The following is a 21812-nucleotide window of genomic DNA, read 5'->3' on the forward strand; positions in this document are numbered from 1 at the left end:
ATTTTGTCATTTACTCGAAGAGTATCCCAATAGAACGGAGCTTTTCCTTGATCAGCTCAAGTGTAGCTTCATCTCGGCAAATAATCGCGTGCAGATGAATGCCATCCGTTAGCAGAGATAGCGGTGGCGCCTTGCTTTCGTTAACTCTATCTACAAACTCCCTTGCTTCAATCCTGTTAGATATGTGTAGATTGCCGACGAGCTCTCCATATATCGGATGATCCACTGTGACATCTAGTACTGTGCCGCCGCAGTCGACGATGGCATTCAACTCCTCTAGAATCTCAGCTCTATCGTGCTTACACGCAATCTGGTAGATTGATGCTGCTTCCTGATTCAGAGGCAACACGTATCCACGAGGTGTGGCTGTTATGTCATATCCCTCTGCTCTCAGTATTGCAATGTCGCCGACTACAATCTGCCTGCTTACACCGAACTCTCTTGCCAAAGCCGAAGCGCTTACAGGTGAACCTGCAGACTGCAATTTCTGTATTATCTTATCTTTACGCTTATCCCTCTGCATGTCGAATTCTCCGTATTATTATCATACTAATACACGACTTATAGCCTGACAATATACACTAATAAATCACCTGTATATTATAGTATGTACTACTATTTATCTTTCTTCTCTTCTTCGCTGACCTTCTTCGCTCTGATTGCCTTTGTACGAATCTCCTCGCAGATTGCGTTTACAAACTCGCCCAGAGGTTTGCTGCCTTCGTCTCCTTCGAATCTCGAACGAACGGAAACAGTTTTATTCTCAGCTTCCTGCTGTCCAACGACTAGCATGTAAGGGAGCTTCTCCATCTGAGCCTTTCTGATCTTGTATCCGATTCGCTCAGAGCTGCTGTCGATTGTAACATCAACACCGTTTCTTCTTAGTTCAGCAAAGATTTCCTCTGAATAATCCTGATACTTATCGGAGATAGGAAGGATTCTAACCTGCTCTGCGCATAGCCAAGTAGGGAAGTTACCTGAATATTTTTCAATAAGCCAAGCGAGAGTTCTCTCGTAGCATCCGAGCGATGTACGGTGAATGATGTATGGACGCTTTTTCTCGCCATTCTTATCGATGTAGTACATATCGTATCTCTCGGCTAGGAACATGTCGAGCTGGATAGTGATCATTGTATCTTCCTTACCGTACACATTCTTTGCCTGAATGTCTAGCTTAGGCCCGTAGAATGCAGCTTCACCGGAAGCCTCCGTGTAATCGAGCCCAATCTCGTCAAGGATATCGCGCATTGCAGCTTCAACCTTATCCCATTCTTCGGCAGTGCCGAGGTACTTGCCAGGGTTTTCAGGATCCCACTTTGACATTCTATATGTAACCTCTCCCTCGAGTCCGAGAGTTGTGAGGCAGTGCTTAGCAAGCTTTACGCAGTTCTTGAACTCTTCGTCGACCTGCTCAGGTGTGCATACGAGATGACCCTCTGAAATCGTGAACTGACGAACTCTAGTAAGTCCGTGCATTTCACCGGAATCCTCGTTACGGAATAGAGTTGAAGTTTCGCCCATTCTGTAAGGGAGGTCTCTATAGCTGTGCTGCTTAGCCTTGTATACATAGTACTGGAACGGGCATGTCATAGGACGAAGTGCAAATGCATTTGCGTCAGCATCGTTCTCAACGAGGCTCAGGTCTTCTAGACCTCTGATCTCACGAGTTGCATCTTCTGCGTTGTTGAGATCGTCGAGGTTTTCGTAACCAAATACAAACATACCGTCCTTGTAGTGGTACCAGTGGTCTGAAATCTTGTAAAGAGTCGATTTCGCCATCAGCGGTGTTCTCGTTCTCACGTAACCCCATTCGTAATCCTCAAGGTCTTCAATCCAGCGCTGAAGCTTCTGGATCATCTTAGTTCCCTTAGGGAGGAATAGAGGAAGTCCCTGACCTATGATGTCTACTGTTGTAAATAACTCCATCTCGCGTCCGAGTCTGTTGTGGTCTCTGTTCTTGATGTCAGCTAGGTACTCGAGATACTCCTCTAAGTCAGATTTCTTGTTGAAGGCAGTACCGTAGATTCGAGTGAGCATCTTGTTGTGCTCATCACCTCTCCAGTAAGCACCGGAGCTTGAAGTTAGCTTGAACGCCTTAATCTGCTTAGTGCTCATCAGGTGCGGTCCTGCACAGAGTTCGATGAAATCTCCTTGCTGATAGAAAGAAATAATCTCGTCCTCCGGAAGGTCTTCGATGAGCTCAACCTTGTATGGCTCATTTCTCTCTTCAAATAGCTTTATAGCTTCATCTCTAGGAAGTGTAAAGCGAGTAATCTCGTCACCCTTCTTGATGATTTTCTTCATCTCTGCCTCTATCTTATCGAGATCCTCTCTAGTGAGAGCCGGCATGTCAAAGTCGTAGTAGAAACCGTTTTCGATTGAAGGACCAATTGTCATCTTAGAATCAGGATATAGATTCTTAACAGCCTCTGCGAGCACGTGAGAACATGTGTGTCTGTACGCATGCTTTCCCGCATCGGAATCAAATGTGAGAATGTTAACCTCAGCATCCTTATCCACAACAGTTCTGAGGTCACAGACCTCTCCATCAACTTCACCAACGCAAGCAACTCTCGCGAGACCATCGCTTAGGTCTTTGGCGATGTCAATGATGGACATCGGTGAAGCGTATTCTTTTTTGCTACCGTCTTTTAGTGTAATAATCATAATAAGAACTCCTTTCATTCGCGGAAGGAATATAAAAAGCCCCTTCCGACAGTCAAATTGTCAGAAGGGACGCATACATTCGTATTCGTGGTTCCACCCATCTTCCGAAGCTCCTGCTCCGGCACTCTTTGAAGCTTTTAACGCGGCTAGGCGGGCAGGATTAGTGCCACTCGGAGGTGGTGTTCAGAGCGCCCTGTGCCGGAATGATCTCACCGTCCATCCCTCTCTCATAGCCTTAAAGCGAACCTACTGTCCTCGTCATCGTTTTAATAATAAGTTATACTACCACCGAGGGTATTAAATGTCAATGAATTTAGAGATGCAATCTGTTATAATTTAGCGGCAAAATCTGATATAATTCAAGGGCATGAACGCAAAGTTTCAAAGTGAAATTATGGGGTGAAAGATTATGAATTCATATGTAAAAGAATACGCTGAATTGATAAGAGATTACGAAGCGAAGCAAGGTATCGAGAGTCGGTGCTTGCGTATAAAAAGCAAAAGATAATTTGGAGGAAAGCTGTTTAATGAAGATATATCAATATTTTTTGATTGGGCTAAAAGAGACATGGGATAACAACTTCTTTAAAATAGTGGTATTTACCGTTGGAACCGTCATTCTTGTCTCGACGATACGCAAGCTGATGATGGTCAGCAGGAGCGGCGGAAAATTTTCAGAACCTATACATATCTCAAATGGGAATGTATACATTCATAGCGGTATTGTTCCGGGGAACCGAGTGATTCCTTTGAAGGAGCTCGAAGCGGTTGAGATACACTTTGTGCGCGGAAGGCGTCTAAATGGTCGCAGATATTTTATAGAGTTTGTGAGAAAAAAAGGGAGAAACAAGGGTATCATTATTGGAAATGATAAGGCCACTGAAGCGAGACTTACGCAGATTAAGAAGCAGCTGAAGAAGAACAAAGTCAAGGTTCGTGAGATAAAGTAAGTGAAGGGAAATAGGTTAGTATATTGGAAAACAAGAAAAAAGCGGTTCCTTGGAGAGAAGGGAAGGTCATATCGGTACGCCTTAGAGATGGGAGATACATCTTGGCGCAGATGGTAAAATCGCCATACATGGTTTTCTTCAAGCTCTTTAGCGAGGATAACTCATGGGAAGGTGTGATTCTATCAAATGATAAGGTGTTGTTCTGTCATGCGGTTACGCGCCAGTGGAAGGCGCACAGTCCTATCGAGAGCATTAAAGGTGTAGAGCCGATTTCTGACTACGAGCTTCCAACCAGATGGGTTCATACAGAAGGCCTAGGTCACAGAAGTCGAGAAATTATCGTCGACGGAGTAAAGCGAAGTGTGGTAATACTCGGCACTCGACTAGCATTGGTTGAAAGAGATATGATAGATAATAGCAAGAACAATGCACCGTGCGGACTCTATCATACGGTGGTTAAGTCTGGTTTAAAAGAAGCAGATTGGCCGATGGTTGAAAATATAGAAACTATGTCAGTCGAGATGTACCCGGGCTTGAATGAGCGGCTATACCTGTGTAGCCTTCTGGGGGAAAACGTAAATCCGGAGCTCGAGATTTACCTTGGAAGACCGATTCCGGAAGTATATAACACATATGTAAAGATAATGTGCGGAGACAAAATCCACGATTACTGTTAATACGACGAATTAAAATCAATACCTAGTTAAACCCCTTGAATCTGGAAGATGAAAAGGGGTATTATACTGGGTGCAGATTAATGGATTTAACCATGGTAAATCAAAATAAATCGAAGGAAAAGGGTGGACACAATGGGAAATAGAGAAATGAAAGTTAAAGTTAATATGCCGGTACTCCCCGAGAGATTAGGGGGATACACAGTTACAGCAAATAGGTTCGACGACATGTTCCTAAAGCTCTTCGACAAAGAGCCTTACGGAATCAACTCGGAGATTAACCTTATCGCCGGGGACGAGAGAACTAGCGTTGAAACCGTAAGCATAGATAGAGGTGAGCGCTGTATGAGCATCAGCCTCAAGGTGGGATATCCAGAAGTATTTACTTCAGGTGAAGTGCTGAGTAGACTTGCTGAAGTGGTTGCTCCCTACAAGTGCGGTATCGAGAAGATAGCGTAGAAAAGCAGCAGAATCGGGTGAGCTGCTCGGAAGTTTATGAAAACAACGAAAAATAACATGTAAATAGCTATAAAATGGCTCAAACACTCGATAAATCACATGTAAACGTGATACAATTAATAAATTCGTGCATTTGCGAGAACAAGACGGTAATAGGAAGGATATACTAATGAAAGATATTGAGATCAGAGAACTCTTCCGAAACAGAGAAGAGTATGCAGGTAAAGAGATTGTTGTCAGAGGCTGGGTGAGAGGTAATCGTGCATCCAATCAGTTCGGTTTCATCTCGCTCAATGACGGTACCTTCTTCACTCCTCTGCAGGTTGTGTACGAGGCATCTAAGATTGCAAATTATGACGAGATATCCAAGGCTCGTCTCGCAGCCGGACTCATGGTTAAGGGGGTGCTTGAGCTGACCCCCGGAGCGCAGCAGCCCTTTGAACTCAAGGCAGCAGAGATTGTTGTCGAGGCTGATTCGATGGCAGATTATCCGCTCCAGAAGAAGCGTCACACTATGGAATACCTGAGAGAGATTGCACATCTTCGCCCTAGGAGCAACACCTTTTCAGCTGTATTCAGGGTTCGCAGCATCGTTGCTTATGCGATTCATAAGTTCTTCCAAGAGAGAGACTACGTATATGTACACGCTCCAATCATCACAGGTAGTGACGCAGAGGGTGCAGGCGAGATGTTCAAGGTTACTACGCTAGACCTTAACAACGCGCCAACTAACGAGGATGGTTCTATCGATTATTCGCAGGACTTTTTCGGCAAGGAGACCAACCTCACTGTGTCGGGACAGCTCGAGGCAGAGGCGATGGCGCTGGCATTTAGAAATGTATATACATTTGGGCCGACGTTCCGCGCAGAGAACTCCAATACCGCCAGGCATGCGTCCGAGTTCTGGATGATCGAACCGGAGATAGCATTTGCAGACCTCGCTGATGACATGGATGTCGCAGAGGATATGGTAAAATACATCATCAACTACACGCTTGAGCATGCGCCTGAGGAGATGGAATTTTTCAACAAGTTCGTGGACAAGGGGTTGCTCGAGAGACTTCATAACATAATAAACTCGGATTTCGAGAGAGTTACTTATACCGAAGCGGTTGAGATGCTCAAGAAGGCTGACAAAGACTTCCGGTTCCCGGTTGAGTGGGGAATCGATTTACAGACCGAGCACGAGAGATATCTCACAGAGGAAGTGTTCAAGAAGCCTATCTTCGTAATCGATTATCCGAAGGAAATTAAGGCGTTCTATATGAGGCTCAATGACGACGGCAAGACTGTTGCGGCTTGTGACCTGCTCGTTCCGGGCGTTGGAGAAATCATCGGCGGCAGTCAGAGAGAGGAGAGACTCGACGTGCTCGAGGCTAGGATGGACGAGATAGGCATGAACAGAGAGAGCTACGATTGGTATGTAGATCTACGCAGATACGGAGGCGTTAAGCACGCCGGATACGGACTCGGTTTCGAGAGAATGATTATGTATCTGACAGGTATGAGCAACATCCGTGACGTAGTGCCGTTCCCTAGAACTCCTAAGAACGCAGAGTTTTAGAATATATTTGCAGCCAAATGCATTGATAAGCATAAGCGGTGATGACTCGTTTCCGTGCAAGGGAACGGTGATTCGCCGCTTTTTAAGCGCTTTTTAGTGACATTAAATTATTGTATTGAACAGGAACAACCTATGTTATACTTGTAACGAGAGTTTAAATTATTTTACGAGCTCAACAAAATATTAAAATCAATGGGAGGATCTAAGGATGAAAGGTTATTCTACAGATAAGATTAGAAACGTCATACTTCTGGGACATGGCGGCTGCGGTAAAACAACTTTTCTTGAAGCGGCTCTGCTTGCCACCGGCGCAATCACCAGGATGGGCAAAGTAGAGGATGGTAACACCACATCGGATTACGACAAGATGGAAATTGAGAAGAAGCATTCCATCAGCACTACACTCGTTCCGGTTGAGTACCAGGGATATAAGTACAATTTCCTCGATACTCCGGGCCTATTTGACTTCACGGGTGAGATTCGTTCAGCGCTCAGCACAGCTGCATCATCGATTATCATGGTGGATGCATCCGCGGGAGTACAGGTAGGAACCGAGAAGGCGTGGGAGGAATGCAGCAAGCATAAGAATCCTAAATTCATAGTCCTCACCAAGATTGATAAAGATAACGTAGACGTTGACAAGGTAGTGGCGCAGCTGAGAGAGAAGTTCGGCAACTCGGTAGTTACCGATGATGATAAGGATGCTCTCAACGAAGCGGTTGCAGGTACGGATGAGGCTCTGATGGAGAAGTTCTTCAACGATGAGCCGTTTACAGAAGAAGAATTCTATAACGGACTGATGACGGGAATTGCAACAGGAGATGTAGTTCCAATCATCAAGATGTCGGCCAAGACAGGCGAGGGTGTTGACGAGGTGCTCCGCTCTATCAACAGGTATGTGCCGATGCCTACCGACCACCCGCCATATTCAGCTAAGAATATCAAGGGCGAAGACGTTGAGGTTACTACAGATCCGGCAGATAAGCCGGTTCTCTGGATATTCAAGACCAAGGCGGATCCGTTCCTTGGCAGGATTTCCTACGCAAAGGTTATAACCGGAACTGTCAAGGCAGGGCAGGAGCTGTACAATGCGCGTTCTCAGAAAATGGAAAAGCTCGGCTCTATGTTCTACGTTAGAGGTAAGTCACAGGTTCCGGCAACCGAGGCTGTGGCCGGGGATATATTTGCACTAGCTAAGCTGGCAGGTACCAGGACAGGCGATACCCTATCCCCCAAGAGCGAAGGCATCAGCTTCGAGCCAATCGACTTCCCTAAGCCTAACTACTTCATAGCAGTGCAGGCTAAGGATAAGAACGATGAGGAAAAGATGGCGCAAGGACTGTTCAAGCTCATGGAGGAGGATCCGTCATTTGAGCTGGTGAGAAATCCGGAGACTCATCAGTCACTGCTCGGTGGGCAGGGAGATCTCCAGATAGGTATCATCAAAGAGAAGCTCAAGAAGAATTACGGCATAGATGTTGTGACAGTTCCTCAGAAGATCGCATACAGAGAGACTATCAAGGGCACCTCGGATGTGCAAGGTAAGCACAAGAAGCAGTCAGGTGGAGCCGGGCAATATGGAGATGTGCATATCAGATTCTCTCCATCCACGGAAAATTTTGAGTTCTCCGAAGAGCTGTTTGGAGGAGCAATCCCTAAGAGCTATGTTCCGGCTGTTGAGAAGGGTCTGCTGGAGTCCATGGAGAAGGGGCCTCTTGCAGGCTGCAAGGTTGTCAATATCAAGGCGGTTCTGTACGACGGCTCGTATCATGATGTAGACTCCAACGAGATGGCGTTCAAGATTGCCGCTTCTCTCGCATTCAAGAAGGGGATCGTAGAAGCTAAGCCTTGTCTGCTGGAGCCTATTATGAAGCTCGATATTACAGTTCCTGAGAAGTACACAGGAGACGTGATGGGGGATATGAACAAGCGCAGAGGACGCATCCTCGGCATGGATCCGGCGGATGACGGCAAGACCTGCCTGCACGCAGAGGCGCCGGAGGCAGAACTCTTCGATTATGCAATTGTGCTCAGAGCTATGACTCAGGCAAGAGGCAGCTTCGAGATGGAATTCTCCAAGTATGAAGAGGTTCCGGCTAACCTGGCACAGAAGATCGTCGAGGCCCACAAGCAGGAGGCTTAAAGCAAGTGATAATTTGGGACACCCGAAGCACATTTCAAATCTCGGCCCATAAGCAGGATGTTGAACGAAAGTAAACTGCCGCATGCTTGAATTTTTATAAAATCTTAATAATTATAGAGCTCAATACCGGGTGAACCAACTGGCGTACCCGGTATTATTTTGTTATCATCAATAAATAACGGAATTTTGTTGGCGAGAGGATAACAACGAGGATGAAATTCAGAGACAGATTTGATAAAAAATATCTTAAGCTTATGGCATATGTGATACTTACTGTCGGCATGTCATATGCGCTGATACTTGTGATGGGTCAATATCAATCTATAAGCAGGATGATATTGCATGGCCTGAGCTGGGTAGGCGCGATTGTTAAGCCGGTCATTATAGGAGGAATAATTGCCTATATATTGCATCCGCTTGTGAGACTTGTGGAACGCCTGATAGTAAAGCTTGCGTCAGGATCCAAGCTTGGCAATAAGAACAGCGTGCGGCTTCACGCACTTTCGGTAGTATTATCGATAATACTGATTGCAATAGTGGCAACAGCAGCGATTTCTGCGATTGTATTTGCAATAACCAGACAGGTGCAAACCTTGAACTCAGGCAGTATTAACACTCTGATAAACAGCATCGTAAGCCAGGCTGAAGCATTCGAACGAGGACTGAGGCTGTGGCTTTCAAAATACAATATAGGGGATGGCTTTGTAGTCAAATTTGAACAGAATCTGATAGGCTGGGTTACAAGGCTGCTAAATAACGGAAGCGGACTCCAAACACTCTTCTCAAATATAGCCTCGGGTGCAAGCACACTGCTTTTCTCTATGATGTTTACAGTCTACCTCCTGTTTGATTCGGCGAATTTACGTAAATATTGGGGTTACGTGATAAGAACGTTCTGGTCACAACGTGCCAACGACAGACTGAATTACATATACAATGATGTCAACAAGGTGTTTAGCGGATATTTCCGAGGGGCTGCTCTCGATGGGCTTATGGTAGCGCTTCTAATCAGCATAGCGTTTACAATCGTTGGAATGCCGTACGGTGTGATGATAGGAGTAACCGCAGGAATTGCCAACCTCATTCCATATATGGGACCGATTGTCGGGTACGGGTTAACAATAATTTCAGGTGTAATAACAGGTGAGCTCAAGACGATGCTTATCTCAATTATAATCATTTCGGCGGTACAGGTTATTGACGGCGCTGTTATAAATCCCAAGCTGCTGTCAAAGAGTATAGATGTACATCCTATGCTTGTGATAATTGCGATTATTGCCGGCAATAAGGTAGGCGGATTTGTAGGAATGCTCGCGGCCGTTCCGGTGTCTGCTCTATGCAAAATATGGTTTGAAAGACTGGTTGAGAGAAGGTCAGGCAGACGTAATGCGTTAATACAGCCGGATAAGGAAAGGGTAAGGGAATAATGCTGGAGATTAAGAAACTTTCAAAATACTACGGTAAGTTCAAAGCTGTTGATGACGTGAGTTTTACCGTACCGACGGGGCAGATTGGTATTTTGCTTGGGCCCAACGGGGCGGGTAAATCTACTATCATCAAGAGTATCGCGGGGCTTCTCAGATATGAGGGAACTATTGCGGTTGACGGAATCCCATCCAGAAGTCTGGAGGCCAAGAAGAGGTTTGCATACGTGCCGGAGCTGCCGGCGCTGTTTCCGGCACTCACCGTAGTAGAGCATCTTGAATATATCAAGCGAGCGTACCGCTCGGAGATAATAGACGCGGAGCTTGATTCACTGCTGGAGCGATTTGAGATGAGCGACAAGAAAGGCAAGCTCGGTAATGAATTGTCCAAGGGTATGATGCAGAAGCTGAGCATCTGCTGTGCACTGGCTATCAAGCCGAGTGTGATTTTGCTTGATGAGCCGATGGTTGGACTGGATCCGGTGGCAATCAAGGAGCTCAAGAAGCTTATAATGGAATTAAAATCGCAGGGAGTTACAGTGCTGATTAGCACGCACATGCTCGAAATGGTCAAAGAGCTGTGGGATTATGTCTTCATAATGAAGGATGGAAAGCTTATCGGGACATACTCCAATACTCCCGAATATAATGGGGATATCGAACGCATTTTCTTTGAAATAACCGGAGATACTCAGTCACATGACGAGAACGATACGGAGTTGCAGCAATGTGCAGATTCTGAGTCTGATGGTGAGATATGTAACGATGAAAAATCAGGTGAGGATGACATGCATCGTACCGACGAGGAGGCAAAGCTATGAATGCCTTGATGTATTTATATGTGCGCCAGTTTAGAAACAAGCTCCGGTCGAACTTCAAGAAACCGCTGGCATGGATTACATTGATATTGCTTGTGATATACGTATTGTGGCTCATCAAGACTATGGTTGCTTCATTGAAGTTCAAGAATGTCAATCAATTCATAACTGTGCTGCTCATGATACAATTATACGCGGGCACTTTATCTATCGTAACTTATTTGAGACGCAAGGGGATAATATTTACTCCGGCAGACGTGCATTTCCTGTTCCCGGCACCATTCTCTCCTAAGAGAATTCTGATGTACGCCTCAGCAAGGGGAACACTGATCAGTATGGCAGTTACATTGGTAATTCTAATAACAGGATGCGTGAAATTTCCCGAAAGCACTCCTAAGTTTCTGGTGTTCGGAATAGCCTATCTGATTCTTGGTACTATTTGCGAGCATAGTCTGGCAATACTGTGTTACGGCAATGAGGTAATAAGCAAGGAGCACATCAAAGCCCTGTGCCGGATTTACTACGGCCTCATCATTGCCGTCAGCCTGGCATTTGTTGCTATGTTTATCAGCTCAGGCTTGTCAGCGCAAGTCCTAGTGCAATTTCTCGGGCATCCTCTAATCAAGGCTGTTCCGATTGTCGGATGGAGTCTTGGATTTATTCAACTCTTCTTCATGGGGCCGACTGTCGGTAACGTCATAACAGGCGGACTCTATGTAATCTCGACCGCTGTGCTTGCCGCGGTAGCTTACAAGAGCAAGTGCGAGGGGGATTATTACGAAGATGCGGAAACCTTTGCGAAGGATTATGCTGAACTCAAGAAGAAATCCAATAAGGGCGATACGTCAAGCTGGCGTCTTGGGGGCAAGAAGGAGTACAAGGAGGCAACGGTCAGATATAAAGGAGATTATGCCAGAGCTATATATTATAGACAGCTGCTGGAGTATAAAAAGGAGACTACGTTTTTCTTTAATTTGCGCAGCTACATCTGTATTTTCCTCGGGTGCATAAGTATCGCCGGCATCACCATAGATATCGATCTCGGTCTTGGAAATCTATTGGCGATACCTGTAATTCTCGTGTACGTAGAGCTGTTTACGTCCATCGGTCGGACAAAGTGGGAAAAGGAAATTGAAAACCCATATATATTTATGATTCCGGATACGAATCTTAGGAAAACATGGAATGCGACCAAGCTTGAGCACATCAAAGCTGCTCTGGATGCAGCCTTCATAACTGTTCCCGGAGGCTTTGTGCTGGGACTGACCGTTATACAAATGCTGCTGATCATTATGACATTTATCGGGATAAATGCTACAAACGTGTACTATCACATGGTTGTAGAGGTATATCTCAGCAAGGTGCTGGATGCATTCCGATTCCTGCTCAACCTCATACAGTTTGCGGTTAAGACGTTGGTAATAGGCATCTCGGCTGCAGTGCTGGCAGTATGCATCGTGACGGGGATAGGAGTGGAGATAGGCTTTAGTGCAGTCTGCGTGATAACTGTACTGATGTCACTCTCCGGAATGTTCGTGGCGTCATTGGCACTGGAGCATATGGAGTCAGAATAGGTGAGAAATTCCGGTATTAAGGAGTAATGAGATAATGGCTAAGAAAGCGAAGACTGTATATATGTGCGCGGAATGCGGCAATGAGTTCCCGAGCTGGCAGGGGCAGTGCTCTTATTGCGGCGCGTGGAACTCTATTGTTGAGCAGAAGGTGAAGCCGGTTCAGGACAATGATGCGAGAAGGCGGACGACCGACAAGGCAGCGCCTTCCAAATTGATAAATGTGGGCACCGGCAGCTACACGAGGATCACGTCGGGGATCGCAGAGCTCGACAGGGTGCTCGGCGGCGGAATCGTACTTGGATCGATGATACTGATATCCGGTGAGCCGGGAATCGGCAAATCAACGCTGATCATCCAGTCGGCAAATTCCATAGCTGTTAACAATGGGACTGTGTTGTACGTGAGCGGTGAGGAATCCGAGGAGCAGGTTAAGTTGCGCGCCGACAGGGTGTGCGACAATCTTTCCGATGACCTTCTGATATTTCCCGAGACCAACCTTGAGAGTGTGCTGATGGCCTGTGAACAGGTCAAGCCCAAATTCCTGGTTATCGACTCGATTCAGACGATGTATTCCGATGAGCTGGACAACACTGCGGGCAGCATCACGCAGATTCGCGCTTGCTCGAACCTGCTCATGAAATACGCTAAGAGTAACAATGTTCCTATCTTCATTGTGGCGCATGTCAACAAATCGGGCGACCTCGCCGGCCCTAAAACTATCGAGCACATGGTGGACTGTGTGCTCAATTTCGTCGGGGAGCGCGACAGGGATCTCAGGATACTGCGTTCTGTCAAGAACAGATTCGGTACCACCGAGGAAATCGGGGCTTTCAGCATGGGTGCTTCCGGTATGACCGAGGTCAGGGACTTGTCCGGCACGCTGCTGGAGAGCTCAGATGCCCGTGAGGAAGGATCGGTAGCTTCGGCGCTCTACGAGGGCAGCCGTCCGGTATTCTTCGAGATTCAGGCGCTGGTGACACCTGCCAATGTAGGCTTCGCGCGCCGAAGCGCAATCGGAATAGATAATAACAGACTCAATATGATACTGGCTGTGCTGGAGAAAAAAGTAGGGATCTCTCTGTTAAATTATGATGTCTATGTCAATGTTGTCGGCGGGCTCAAGCGCGACGGCCCGGGCGCAGACCTGGCCGTCGCGCTCGCGATCTACAGCTCGTTCCGCGAGCGCACCTCGCCTCGCCGCATCGTCGCGCTCGGCGAGGTCGGGCTCACCGGCAATCTGCGGGCAGTGAGGAATGCGGACCGTATAGCAAGCGAAGCGGCACGCCTCGGCTACGAAGCCATAATCCTGCCAAAGGGCAACATCAAGGGAGCCAAGCCGGGTACCGGTATCCGCGTCATAGGAGCAGACAGCCTCGGCGATGCCATCAAGGCTTACGTAAATAAGGACTAGCAGGAATATAATTTCTGCTAGTCCTATTTCCGACCGCTAATGAAGCTAGATTGTCAGATTCAGAAACCGGATATATCCGACCTCTAATTCGTCCTATTTCCGAACTGTATTGAGCTCGAACCAGAAATCGCTTCCCTTGCCTTCCTCGCTCTCGACTCCGTAGTTGGCGTTGTGGAGACTCAATATGCCTTTGACGATGGAGAGGCCGAGCCCTGTGCCCTCGATGTTCCTGTTACGGTTGGCACTGGTTCGATAGTAGCGCTCCCATACGTGCGAAATTTCCTCGGCGGCAATCCCGTCACCGTGGTCGATTACGTCAAATCTGACGCTGCGGCCGACCTTCTTGAGCTCAATATGGATGTATCTGTCTTCGCCGCAGTATTTTACTGCGTTGGAGATAAGGTTAGCCATAACCTGCTTGAGCTTATCGTAGTCACCGTAGACATAGGCGGAGCGACACTTGCTAAATGTGATGTTATAGCCTTCCTGCTGGTTGAGTACCTCAAACGTCTCCTCAACCTCGGACGCGGCCTTTACTATGTCGAACTTCGTCATGTTGATCTCTGCGGAGTTAGACTGCAGCCTGGATACGGATAACATGTCCGTAACGAGCTTGTTGAGCCTGTCAGTCTCCGAGATGATAACTGCGAGGTGTTCGGCTCGCTTCTCAGGGTTATCGCCTGAAATATCGTTGATCATCTCTGCGTATGACTTGATCATTGTCAGCGGAGTCTTGAGATCGTGTGATACGTTGGCAATCAGGTCGCGCTGGTATGAGTCGGTCTTCTGCATCTCGTATGACGCCTTGTTGAGCGTCTTGGCGAGCTCGTTCGTCTCGGTGAACATACCGCCGTTGAATTTAACATTATAATTGCCGTTACTGAGCTCGACAGCCGACCTGGTGATGCCGGCGATAGGCAGCGACAGCCATGTCGACATGATGATTGCCAGCATGCTGGCAATCATCAGCGTGATAAATGTGATGTACAGCAGCTGTGAACGCAGTATTGAAATTGTCGACTGTACAGGGTACAGCGGAGCGATCATGTACAGGATGGTGCTGTCCGAGCGACTGCCGAGATATGTCGCATATACGAGTCTGGAGGCGTCCTTGCCTTTGTCGGCAATCGTCAGAGAGACTGTGCCCAGCGAGCTTTCCTCGAGCTTTTCCTTGGCATTGGATATCTCAAATAGATATTTGGATGAATCGTCCGGTGCGAAGCCTCCGTTGCCGTACTCAGATGTTGAAGTCTTGGTGTCGAGTCTGATGTAGAGACCGTTGCGTTCAGCAGCCTTGCGTGCATATTCGTCAAAATTCCCTTTGTTGGTGGAATAGTAATTGCCGAGCTTGTTCGCTGTGTTCTGCGCCTCGCGAGCCATCATGCGCTCGTAGTAATTGTTCATAAAGAAGCTCTGCATGAACCATATCATCAGAAGGATGATGCCGGCGAAGATCATGAAGTACATCAGCGAGATGGCACGTATGCTGTTTGGATCCCATCTATTTCTCTTTGTCTTCGTACTCAAATTTGTATCCAACTCCTCTTAGTGTAACGATAAAGTCTCTATATGGACCCAAATTGTTTCTCAGATTCTTGATGTGAGTATCAATTGTTCGATCATCACCGAAGAAGTCATAGCCCCATATATCCGAGAGAAGCTTGTCTCTTGATAATGCGATGTTCCTATTCTGGATCAGATAGAAGAGCAGGTCATATTCCTTAGGTGTGAGATTAACCCTCTCTCCGTCGATGTAAATAGTACGCGCCGCGAAGTTAACCTCGAGTCCGTCAAATTTCATAACAGTGCTTGTCGAGTGATCGGCACCCTCCCGCCTTGAGATAACTGCATTTACACGAGCCATAAGCTCCTTAGGGCTAAAAGGCTTTACGACGTAGTCATCTACTCCGAGCTCAAAGCCGAACAGCTTGTCGTACTCTTCGCCTCTTGCGGACAGCATGATTACAGGGATATCCTTGATTTTCTTTATTTCCTTCACAGAGCTGAAGCCGTCAAGCTTAGGCATCATAACATCCATGATGATAAGATCGTAATCGTTGAGCTTGCAGAGCCCGATAGCACTCATTCCGTCGGCAGCCTCGGTAACCTCGTAGCCGCTGAATTCCGAATATTCTTTGATGACCTCTCTTATCTTAGCTTCGTCATCTACAACCAGTAATTTCTTCATAATATGCTTTCCTTTCATATCCTGCAGCATGTAATTAATTTTCTGCTCTAAATTCTATTCAAATTTTACACAATTATAACACAGCGAATATACATATTGTGGAATTGCATTGAAGAATACGAGAGTGTAGCGTGTTTGTGAATGCCTGTAAGTGCTTAAACCGGCTTCGTGAAAACAATGAATGACAAAAAAAGTAGACTTTAATTTACAGTCCGAAAAGGTACAAAAAACTCCCATTGTCAATGTCAAGGCGAATTACTATCTGACTCAGACTGCAAAATTCTTCGGAACCTATCCCTCGCCGGGGCCCGGCGATCCGGCAACCTTTTTCAGTAAGGGCAACAGCAAGTCCGGAGGAACGTCGTCGACCAATACCAGCACCCACTGGGGCATTGACGCGAACAGACCTAATTATAAGTATAAGTTGACCTCTCCTCTCAGTGGCAAGGAAAACGACACAATCTCGGACGCATCTACAACGATCGCCTTTCTGTTCGGATACGATGCGGCGTTCGGTTCCTATTCTGCCACAGAGACCACCTATGTGGAGGACCTACTTCCGGGCGATACATACAAAAATATTGAGTTTGAGAAAAACGTTACAATAAGAGGCACACACCTGTATAAGGACGGGAAGACACCGGTTTTACGGCAGAATTACGTCGACGGCAAGCCCACCAACTGTTACAATCCTACGCAGGCAGGGTACGTAAATTTTGATGATTTTTTCACAAAGAGAGAAGCGGCCGTAGGACAGTCCTATGAGGATTTCAAGGCATCGCTCAAGAAAGGGGAATACGGCATCTACAAGAACCCCAACGGGGATATCAGACTGGTGATGAATCTCGGAAAGGTGGGCTCGAAGGATCCCAAGAGTATGTACACATGGGGAGATCTCTGTGACAAGGTCGGTAAGGAGAAGGTGATCAATGGTTTTTTCCCTACATATGACATCACCCCGGACAATGACTTGCAGAGAGTTCAGATACCGGTTGATACCATATACGATCAGATCAAGGACTGGCCTATTACTGATCTTAACTTTGTCTTTAACGCTGATCTGGTTAAGCCGGTCATGCGGACAGGAGCTTACGTCGAGAACACGGCGACCATTTCAGACCAGTCGGTGACGGCAAGGAACTTCTTTGTCGTAGGTGACATCAGTCTATATACATATAAGGACGGCGCAGCCATCCTGAAGACGGACGCCAAGACGGGACAGGGTGTTGAGAAGGCGGAGTTCAAGCTTCAGGAGAAGGCTCCCGCCGGAAATTGGATTGATACGGATTCACAATATGTGAAGGACCATATAACGATTGTCGGCAGCAACGGCGGCAGCAAAGTCGGTGACCGTCTCTATACCAATGCAAACGGTATCTTGAATATCAGAGGACTCTTGAACGGTAAGACATATCGCCTGGTGGAGACTAAAGCTCCGGAGGGATATGACAACAGCAATCGTGCGACACGTTCATAAGTGAAAAGCTTATGCACTAAGTCTAAGGACATAAAGTTCAAAACTTAGGAGAACTGACAATCTGATAGGTAGAATGACGGGGTAACGCCCTGAAATGCCTGCACTGATACTCCGATTGGCAATGAATATTAGACTATTTCATTGTCAAAAGCTCGGTGAAGTCGGCAGAGAGTAGCCGTAAGACTGGTATTTCATATCAGACACGAAAGCTGTTCAGAGGTGGACGGTGCTACCTATATGCCGGGTGTCGAATACGCATGGTGAGAATGTGTATACCAAAGCACTGACGCACTTCCGAATGTACAAGTCTAAACGTTTGAATTTGCCTAACGGCAATTCCCATCAAAGATGGGGTGTTTGTGGATGAGTAAGAATGGTTGTTATGAAAATCCATATATCGTTACAGGCGATATGGTGAAAACTAAACACAGGCTTAGAGGAAGAACCTAAACGTATTCAAAGATAAGATTGTCGGAACGTGGTAAGCCGGGAACATGGAAGCAGTCTAATGCTAATGAAGTGTTGAATGGGAAAATGACTGTAAAAAACAGCATATAACCGTTCTTTATCTTGGTGAAAGCGGTGGCACAGTACCTATGAAGCGAAAATAATAAGTTCGTGGAGGGATAGCCACCAGTCACAGGAAAGTACAAGAACTGAAATTAAGACAAACACAGCTTCGAGTATGACAAAGAAAATCAAATCCGAAAGGAGATGGTGACTGTGTCCACTTCGAAACAAACACTGAAACAAAGCAAAATCCGTTATACGGAATACTATGACTTGCAAAAAGTCCTTGATGATTTATATGAAGATAGCGGTAATAATAAAGTATTTTCAAATTTAATGGAGCTGATAACTTCAAGAGAAAATATTAAACTCGCTTATCGTAGTATCAAAGGGAACAAAGGCAGTCATACAGCCGGAGTAGATGGCAGAACAATAAAACATCTATCAAGGCTAAATGAAGAAGAATACATTTCTCTCATACAAAAACAGTTTCATTGGTATAAACCACGTCCTGTAAAGAGAGTGGAGATACTAAAGCCTAATGGGAAAATAAGACCTTTAGGAATACCGACTATTGTAGACAGAATTGTACAACAATGTATCTTGCAAATATTGGAGCCGATATGTGAAGCCAAGTTTCATGACAGCTCCTATGGGTTTCGACCTAACAGGAATACGGAACATGCAATCGCAGAATGTGCAAGACTAATGCAGATACAGCACTTACATTATGTAGTCGATATTGATATACAAGGATTTTTCGACAATGTATATCATGCAAAGCTCATAAGGCAGCTTTGGAATTTGGGAATCCAAGACAAAAAGTTACTTTGTATCATTAAGGAAATGCTGAAAGCAGATATTGTTATGCCCGATAAAAAGGTATTTACACCAACAAAGGGAACACCACAAGGCGGTATATTATCACCGCTACTATCTAATGTAGTCTTGAACGAATTAGATTGGTGGGTTTCTTCTCAATGGCTGACAATGCCCACGCATTATCCATATAAACAGAGAACGAACAGTCAAGGAACAGAGATAAAAAGTCATACCTACAGAGCTTTAAGGACAAGCAACCTAAAAGAAATATACATTGTAAGATATGCTGATGATTTTAAGATATTTTGCCGTAATTACTACGATGCAAAAAGAACTTATCAGGCAGTTACAAAATGGTTGCAAGACAGATTAAAACTAAATGTGAGTGAAGAAAAATCTAAAATAACAAATCTAAAACAAAGGTATTCGGAGTTCTTAGGCTTCAAGCTTAAGGTGAAACCAAAAGGCAAAAAGTTTGTTGTACAGTCGCATATAAGTGATAAGGCACTGAAAAAGGCAAAAGAAAATATTTCTAAATGTGTTGCGGATATAAAAAGACCTGCAAATGAAAAGGAGCAGTACAAAGCAATAGCTAAGTATAATGCCACTGTTTCAGGCTTGCATAATTATTACCAAATAGCAACAAACGTGAGTTTGGACTTTACTAAAATAGCCTTTCACATTAAAAAGCAGATGAACAATAGACTTGATATTAAAACCAGTGGAACACTAAACAAAGGATTTATCAAAGAAAAATATGGAAAAAGTAAACAGCTTCGCTTCCTTAATGGACATCCGTTAATTCCGGTGGGATATATCAGGACAAAGGACGCAAAACACAAGAAAAAGGTTGTAAATAAATATACTTTAGAGGGCAGAGCTTTCATTCATAAAAATCTACAAATTGATGTAGATACACTTGTCTGGCTGATGAAACACCCTGTGCTTGATAAAAGTATAGAGTTTGCAGACAACAGAATCTCGCTCTTTGCAGCTCAATATGGCAGATGTGGAGTAACAGGTATAAAACTTACACCAAACGATATACATTGCCATCATAAGATACCGCTTGAACAAGGCGGTACAGACAGTTACAGCAACTTAATTCTTGTTACAGAGGCAGTTCATATACTCATCCATGCAACAAAAGAAGATACAATCCAAAAATATATAAAAGAGCTTGGTTTAACGTTCAAACAGATTGAGAAATGTAATAAGCTTAGAAAAATGGCAGGATTGCCACTAATTTAGAGAAAAAATAATTTGTTACGAAGTGTGTAAGTCTTAGTTAAAACGTGAAAATCTTTCTTGTGATGGAACGCCGTGTGCGGTGAAAGTCGCATGCACGGTGTGAAGTGGGGGAAAATCCGGAGATAACATCAAAGGATTACCTATCACTATCTGCCGTATCGAAGGAGTTTGTAATAAGCTTTACCGATAAGGATGCACCAAGTGATAATAAGGATTTCACACTTACCAACAAGAAGTCGGAATACAAGGTAACGTACAAAATCGTCAAGAATCCGGCGGGAGAGGAAATCCCTGCAGGAAGTCCTACGGCGCCTGTTGATTCCAAGACTTACAATCAGCATGCGACCGTTGACGTGAAGCCTGACCTGTCCATGTCAGGATATATCTTTACAGGCTGGCATACCGAAAGCGGACAGAAGGTCACTGTCAAGGATAATGACAGCTCGTTTGAGATGCCGAACGGTGATGTCGAACTTGTTGGCTACTGGATCAAGAATACGACTGAGGTTTCAGGAGAGAAGACTTGGAACGATGCCGATGATCAGGATGGGAAGCGTCCGGACAAGATCACGGTAAACCTCTTGGCAAACGGAAATCCTGTTAAATCGATGGAGGTAAAGTCTGACGCAAGCGGAAAGTGGAAATATACCTTCAAGGATGTAGCCAAGTATGATAATGCCGGCAGAGAAATAGTATATACCGTAACGGAAAATGCAGTAGCTGAATACACACCTGCAATCAGCGGTTATAACATCAAGAACAGTTACACTCCGAAGAAGACTTCGGTTACTGTAACCAAGAGATGGGATGATAGCGACAATCAGGACGGGAAACGTCCGAACAGCATCAAGGTACAGCTGTACGGAAATGATGATAAAGTCGGAAATGAAGTAGAAATTACCGATGGAAGCGGATGGAGCTATACATGGAATAACCTTCCTGAGAAGAAGGCAGGAAAGACTATAAAGTATACGGTAAAGGAAGCAGAATCGATAAACGGCTACACTGCATCCTATAATAATGAGAATCAGGGAAATATAATCATCAGCAACAAACATGTTCCGGAGAAAACAAAGGTAGAAGGGGAGAAGACCTGGAACGACAGGAATGACCAGGACGGAAAGCGCCCTAAGGAGATCACTGTAAACCTTCTGGCAAACGGAAAAGAAGTTAAGAAGGTGAAAGCTACAGCAGCTAATGGTTGGAAATACAGCTTTACCGACCTTCCGAAGTATGAAAACGGAAGGGTGATTAAGTACACCGTAACGGAGGATGCTGTGAATGGATATACTCCGGATATTGACGGTTATAACATCAGGAACAGTTATACCCCCGAAGAGACAAGCGTAACGGTTACAAAGGGTTGGGACGATGCGAACAATCAGGACGGAAAGCGCCCTAAGAGCGTCAAGGTTCAGCTGTATGCAAATGGTGAAAAGAAGGGAGCAGAGGTAGAGCTTGGTGATGGAAATATCTGGACTCATACATGGACAAAGCTTCCGAAGAAAGCTGGTGGGAAAGATATAGAGTATACTGTAAAAGAGACTACGAAGGTAGAAGGTTATACTGCGGAAGTAGATAACAGCAATACGGGAAATATCAGGATCATGAACATCCACAAGCCTGAAGTTACGGAAGTCAACGGTAAGAAGGTATGGAATGACAAGGATGACCAGGACGGAAAGCGGCCTAAGGAAATCACTGTAAATCTTCTGGCGAATGTAAGAGAAGTTAAGAATGTTAAGGCTACAGCAGCTACCGACTGGAAATACAGCTTTACCGATCTTCCGAAGTACGAAAACGGAAGGGTGATCAAGTACACCGTAACGGAAAACACCGTAGATGACTACAATACCGAGATAGAAGGCTATGATATCAAA

The 21812-nt window shown here is 45.5% G+C and carries 16 protein-coding genes; 12 read left to right on the top strand and 4 right to left on the bottom strand.

All coding sequences use genetic code 11. The annotated features are described in order from the left end of the window. Window positions 1-10: 10 nt before the first annotated feature. Both HMPREF0581_RS00515 and thrS read right to left on the bottom strand, forming a co-directional pair. Entirely contained in the window at window positions 11-523 is a 513-nt protein-coding gene (locus tag HMPREF0581_RS00515; RefSeq protein WP_009644550.1) for a transcription repressor NadR, read from the bottom strand. A gap of 92 nt (window positions 524-615) precedes the next feature. After that, the gene (gene thrS, locus HMPREF0581_RS00520) at window positions 616-2667 is read right to left on the bottom strand and encodes a threonine--tRNA ligase (RefSeq protein WP_036379327.1); all 2052 of its coding nucleotides are present in this window, start codon (window positions 2665-2667) and stop codon (window positions 616-618) included. A gap of 527 nt (window positions 2668-3194) precedes the next feature. Between thrS and HMPREF0581_RS00525 the strand changes: the two genes are divergently transcribed. The 9 genes from HMPREF0581_RS00525 (at window position 3195) to radA (ending at window position 13684) form a co-directional block, all read left to right on the top strand. Continuing rightward, window positions 3195-3617: a hypothetical protein gene (locus HMPREF0581_RS00525; protein ID WP_009644536.1), complete on the top strand. Its 423-nt coding sequence runs from the start codon at window positions 3195-3197 to the stop codon at window positions 3615-3617. A 23-nt stretch (window positions 3618-3640) separates the two neighbouring features. Then, entirely contained in the window at window positions 3641-4294 is a 654-nt protein-coding gene (locus tag HMPREF0581_RS00530) for a hypothetical protein (RefSeq protein ID WP_156791982.1), read from the top strand. 147 nt (window positions 4295-4441) lie between these two features. Then, a complete protein-coding gene (locus HMPREF0581_RS00535; RefSeq protein ID WP_156918771.1) occupies window positions 4442-4750 on the top strand; it encodes a hypothetical protein in 309 nt (102 codons plus the stop codon). A 169-nt stretch (window positions 4751-4919) separates the two neighbouring features. Continuing rightward, window positions 4920-6314, top strand: a complete 1395-nt coding sequence (gene asnS, locus HMPREF0581_RS00540) for an asparagine--tRNA ligase (RefSeq protein ID WP_009644534.1) — start codon at window positions 4920-4922, stop codon at window positions 6312-6314. A gap of 208 nt (window positions 6315-6522) precedes the next feature. After that, window positions 6523-8457, top strand: a complete 1935-nt coding sequence (locus HMPREF0581_RS00545; protein WP_009644502.1) for an elongation factor G — start codon at window positions 6523-6525, stop codon at window positions 8455-8457. Window positions 8458-8669: 212 nt separating this feature from the next. Further along, on the top strand, window positions 8670-9884 hold the full coding sequence (locus HMPREF0581_RS08160; RefSeq protein WP_051426856.1) for an AI-2E family transporter: 1215 nt from the start codon (window positions 8670-8672) through the stop codon (window positions 9882-9884). After that, window positions 9884-10702 (top strand): ABC transporter ATP-binding protein, encoded by an 819-nt coding sequence (locus tag HMPREF0581_RS00555; protein WP_036379332.1) that lies wholly within the window; start codon window positions 9884-9886, stop codon window positions 10700-10702. Before HMPREF0581_RS08160 ends, HMPREF0581_RS00555 begins: the two co-directional genes overlap by 1 nt. Beyond that, window positions 10699-12273, top strand: a complete 1575-nt coding sequence (locus HMPREF0581_RS00560) for a putative ABC exporter domain-containing protein (protein WP_036379334.1) — start codon at window positions 10699-10701, stop codon at window positions 12271-12273. The genes HMPREF0581_RS00555 and HMPREF0581_RS00560 overlap by 4 nt, the downstream gene beginning before the upstream one ends. A 34-nt stretch (window positions 12274-12307) precedes the next feature. After that, complete coding sequence (gene radA / locus HMPREF0581_RS00565) at window positions 12308-13684, top strand: DNA repair protein RadA (protein ID WP_036379336.1); 1377 nt, start codon at window positions 12308-12310, stop codon at window positions 13682-13684. A 93-nt stretch (window positions 13685-13777) separates the two neighbouring features. Here radA and HMPREF0581_RS00570 read toward each other — a convergent pair whose 3' ends face one another. Beyond that, window positions 13778-15211: a sensor histidine kinase gene (locus HMPREF0581_RS00570; RefSeq protein ID WP_083844350.1), complete on the bottom strand. Its 1434-nt coding sequence runs from the start codon at window positions 15209-15211 to the stop codon at window positions 13778-13780. Continuing rightward, window positions 15186-15872: a response regulator transcription factor gene (locus HMPREF0581_RS00575; RefSeq protein ID WP_036379381.1), complete on the bottom strand. Its 687-nt coding sequence runs from the start codon at window positions 15870-15872 to the stop codon at window positions 15186-15188. Before HMPREF0581_RS00575 ends, HMPREF0581_RS00570 begins: the two co-directional genes overlap by 26 nt. Window positions 15873-16053: 181 nt before the next feature. Between HMPREF0581_RS00575 and HMPREF0581_RS00580 the strand changes: the two genes are divergently transcribed. From HMPREF0581_RS00580 to HMPREF0581_RS00590, 3 genes are all read left to right on the top strand, one after another. Further along, window positions 16054-17349, top strand: a complete 1296-nt coding sequence (locus tag HMPREF0581_RS00580; protein ID WP_036379340.1) for a prealbumin-like fold domain-containing protein — start codon at window positions 16054-16056, stop codon at window positions 17347-17349. Window positions 17350-18063: 714 nt separating this feature from the next. Then, entirely contained in the window at window positions 18064-19932 is a 1869-nt protein-coding gene (gene ltrA / locus HMPREF0581_RS00585) for a group II intron reverse transcriptase/maturase (protein WP_456299002.1), read from the top strand. A gap of 104 nt (window positions 19933-20036) precedes the next feature. Next, window positions 20037-21812 (top strand): Cna B-type domain-containing protein (locus tag HMPREF0581_RS00590; protein ID WP_156918774.1); only part of this gene is annotated, 1776 nt, incomplete at its 3' end.

The sequence above is a fragment of the Mogibacterium timidum ATCC 33093 genome (assembly GCF_000525775.1).
Lineage (GTDB): Bacteria > Bacillota > Clostridia > Peptostreptococcales > Anaerovoracaceae > Mogibacterium > Mogibacterium timidum.

Excerpts from the sequence above, each read along its gene's own strand:
- HMPREF0581_RS00515 (WP_009644550.1), bottom strand. The coding sequence starts at position 523 with ATGCAGAGGGATAAGCGTAAAGATAAGATAATACAGAAATTGCAGTCT.
- thrS (WP_036379327.1), bottom strand. The coding sequence starts at position 2,667 with ATGATTATTACACTAAAAGACGGTAGCAAAAAAGAATACGCTTCACCG.
- HMPREF0581_RS00525 (WP_009644536.1), top strand. The coding sequence starts at position 3,195 with ATGAAGATATATCAATATTTTTTGATTGGGCTAAAAGAGACATGGGAT.
- HMPREF0581_RS00535 (WP_156918771.1), top strand. The coding sequence starts at position 4,442 with ATGAAAGTTAAAGTTAATATGCCGGTACTCCCCGAGAGATTAGGGGGA.
- asnS (WP_009644534.1), top strand. The coding sequence starts at position 4,920 with ATGAAAGATATTGAGATCAGAGAACTCTTCCGAAACAGAGAAGAGTAT.
- HMPREF0581_RS00545 (WP_009644502.1), top strand. The coding sequence starts at position 6,523 with ATGAAAGGTTATTCTACAGATAAGATTAGAAACGTCATACTTCTGGGA.
- HMPREF0581_RS08160 (WP_051426856.1), top strand. The coding sequence starts at position 8,670 with ATGAAATTCAGAGACAGATTTGATAAAAAATATCTTAAGCTTATGGCA.
- HMPREF0581_RS00555 (WP_036379332.1), top strand. The coding sequence starts at position 9,884 with ATGCTGGAGATTAAGAAACTTTCAAAATACTACGGTAAGTTCAAAGCT.
- HMPREF0581_RS00560 (WP_036379334.1), top strand. The coding sequence starts at position 10,699 with ATGAATGCCTTGATGTATTTATATGTGCGCCAGTTTAGAAACAAGCTC.
- radA (WP_036379336.1), top strand. The coding sequence starts at position 12,308 with ATGGCTAAGAAAGCGAAGACTGTATATATGTGCGCGGAATGCGGCAAT.
- HMPREF0581_RS00575 (WP_036379381.1), bottom strand. The coding sequence starts at position 15,872 with ATGAAGAAATTACTGGTTGTAGATGACGAAGCTAAGATAAGAGAGGTC.
- HMPREF0581_RS00580 (WP_036379340.1), top strand. The coding sequence starts at position 16,054 with ATGACAAAAAAAGTAGACTTTAATTTACAGTCCGAAAAGGTACAAAAA.
- ltrA (WP_456299002.1), top strand. The coding sequence starts at position 18,064 with ATGGTGACTGTGTCCACTTCGAAACAAACACTGAAACAAAGCAAAATC.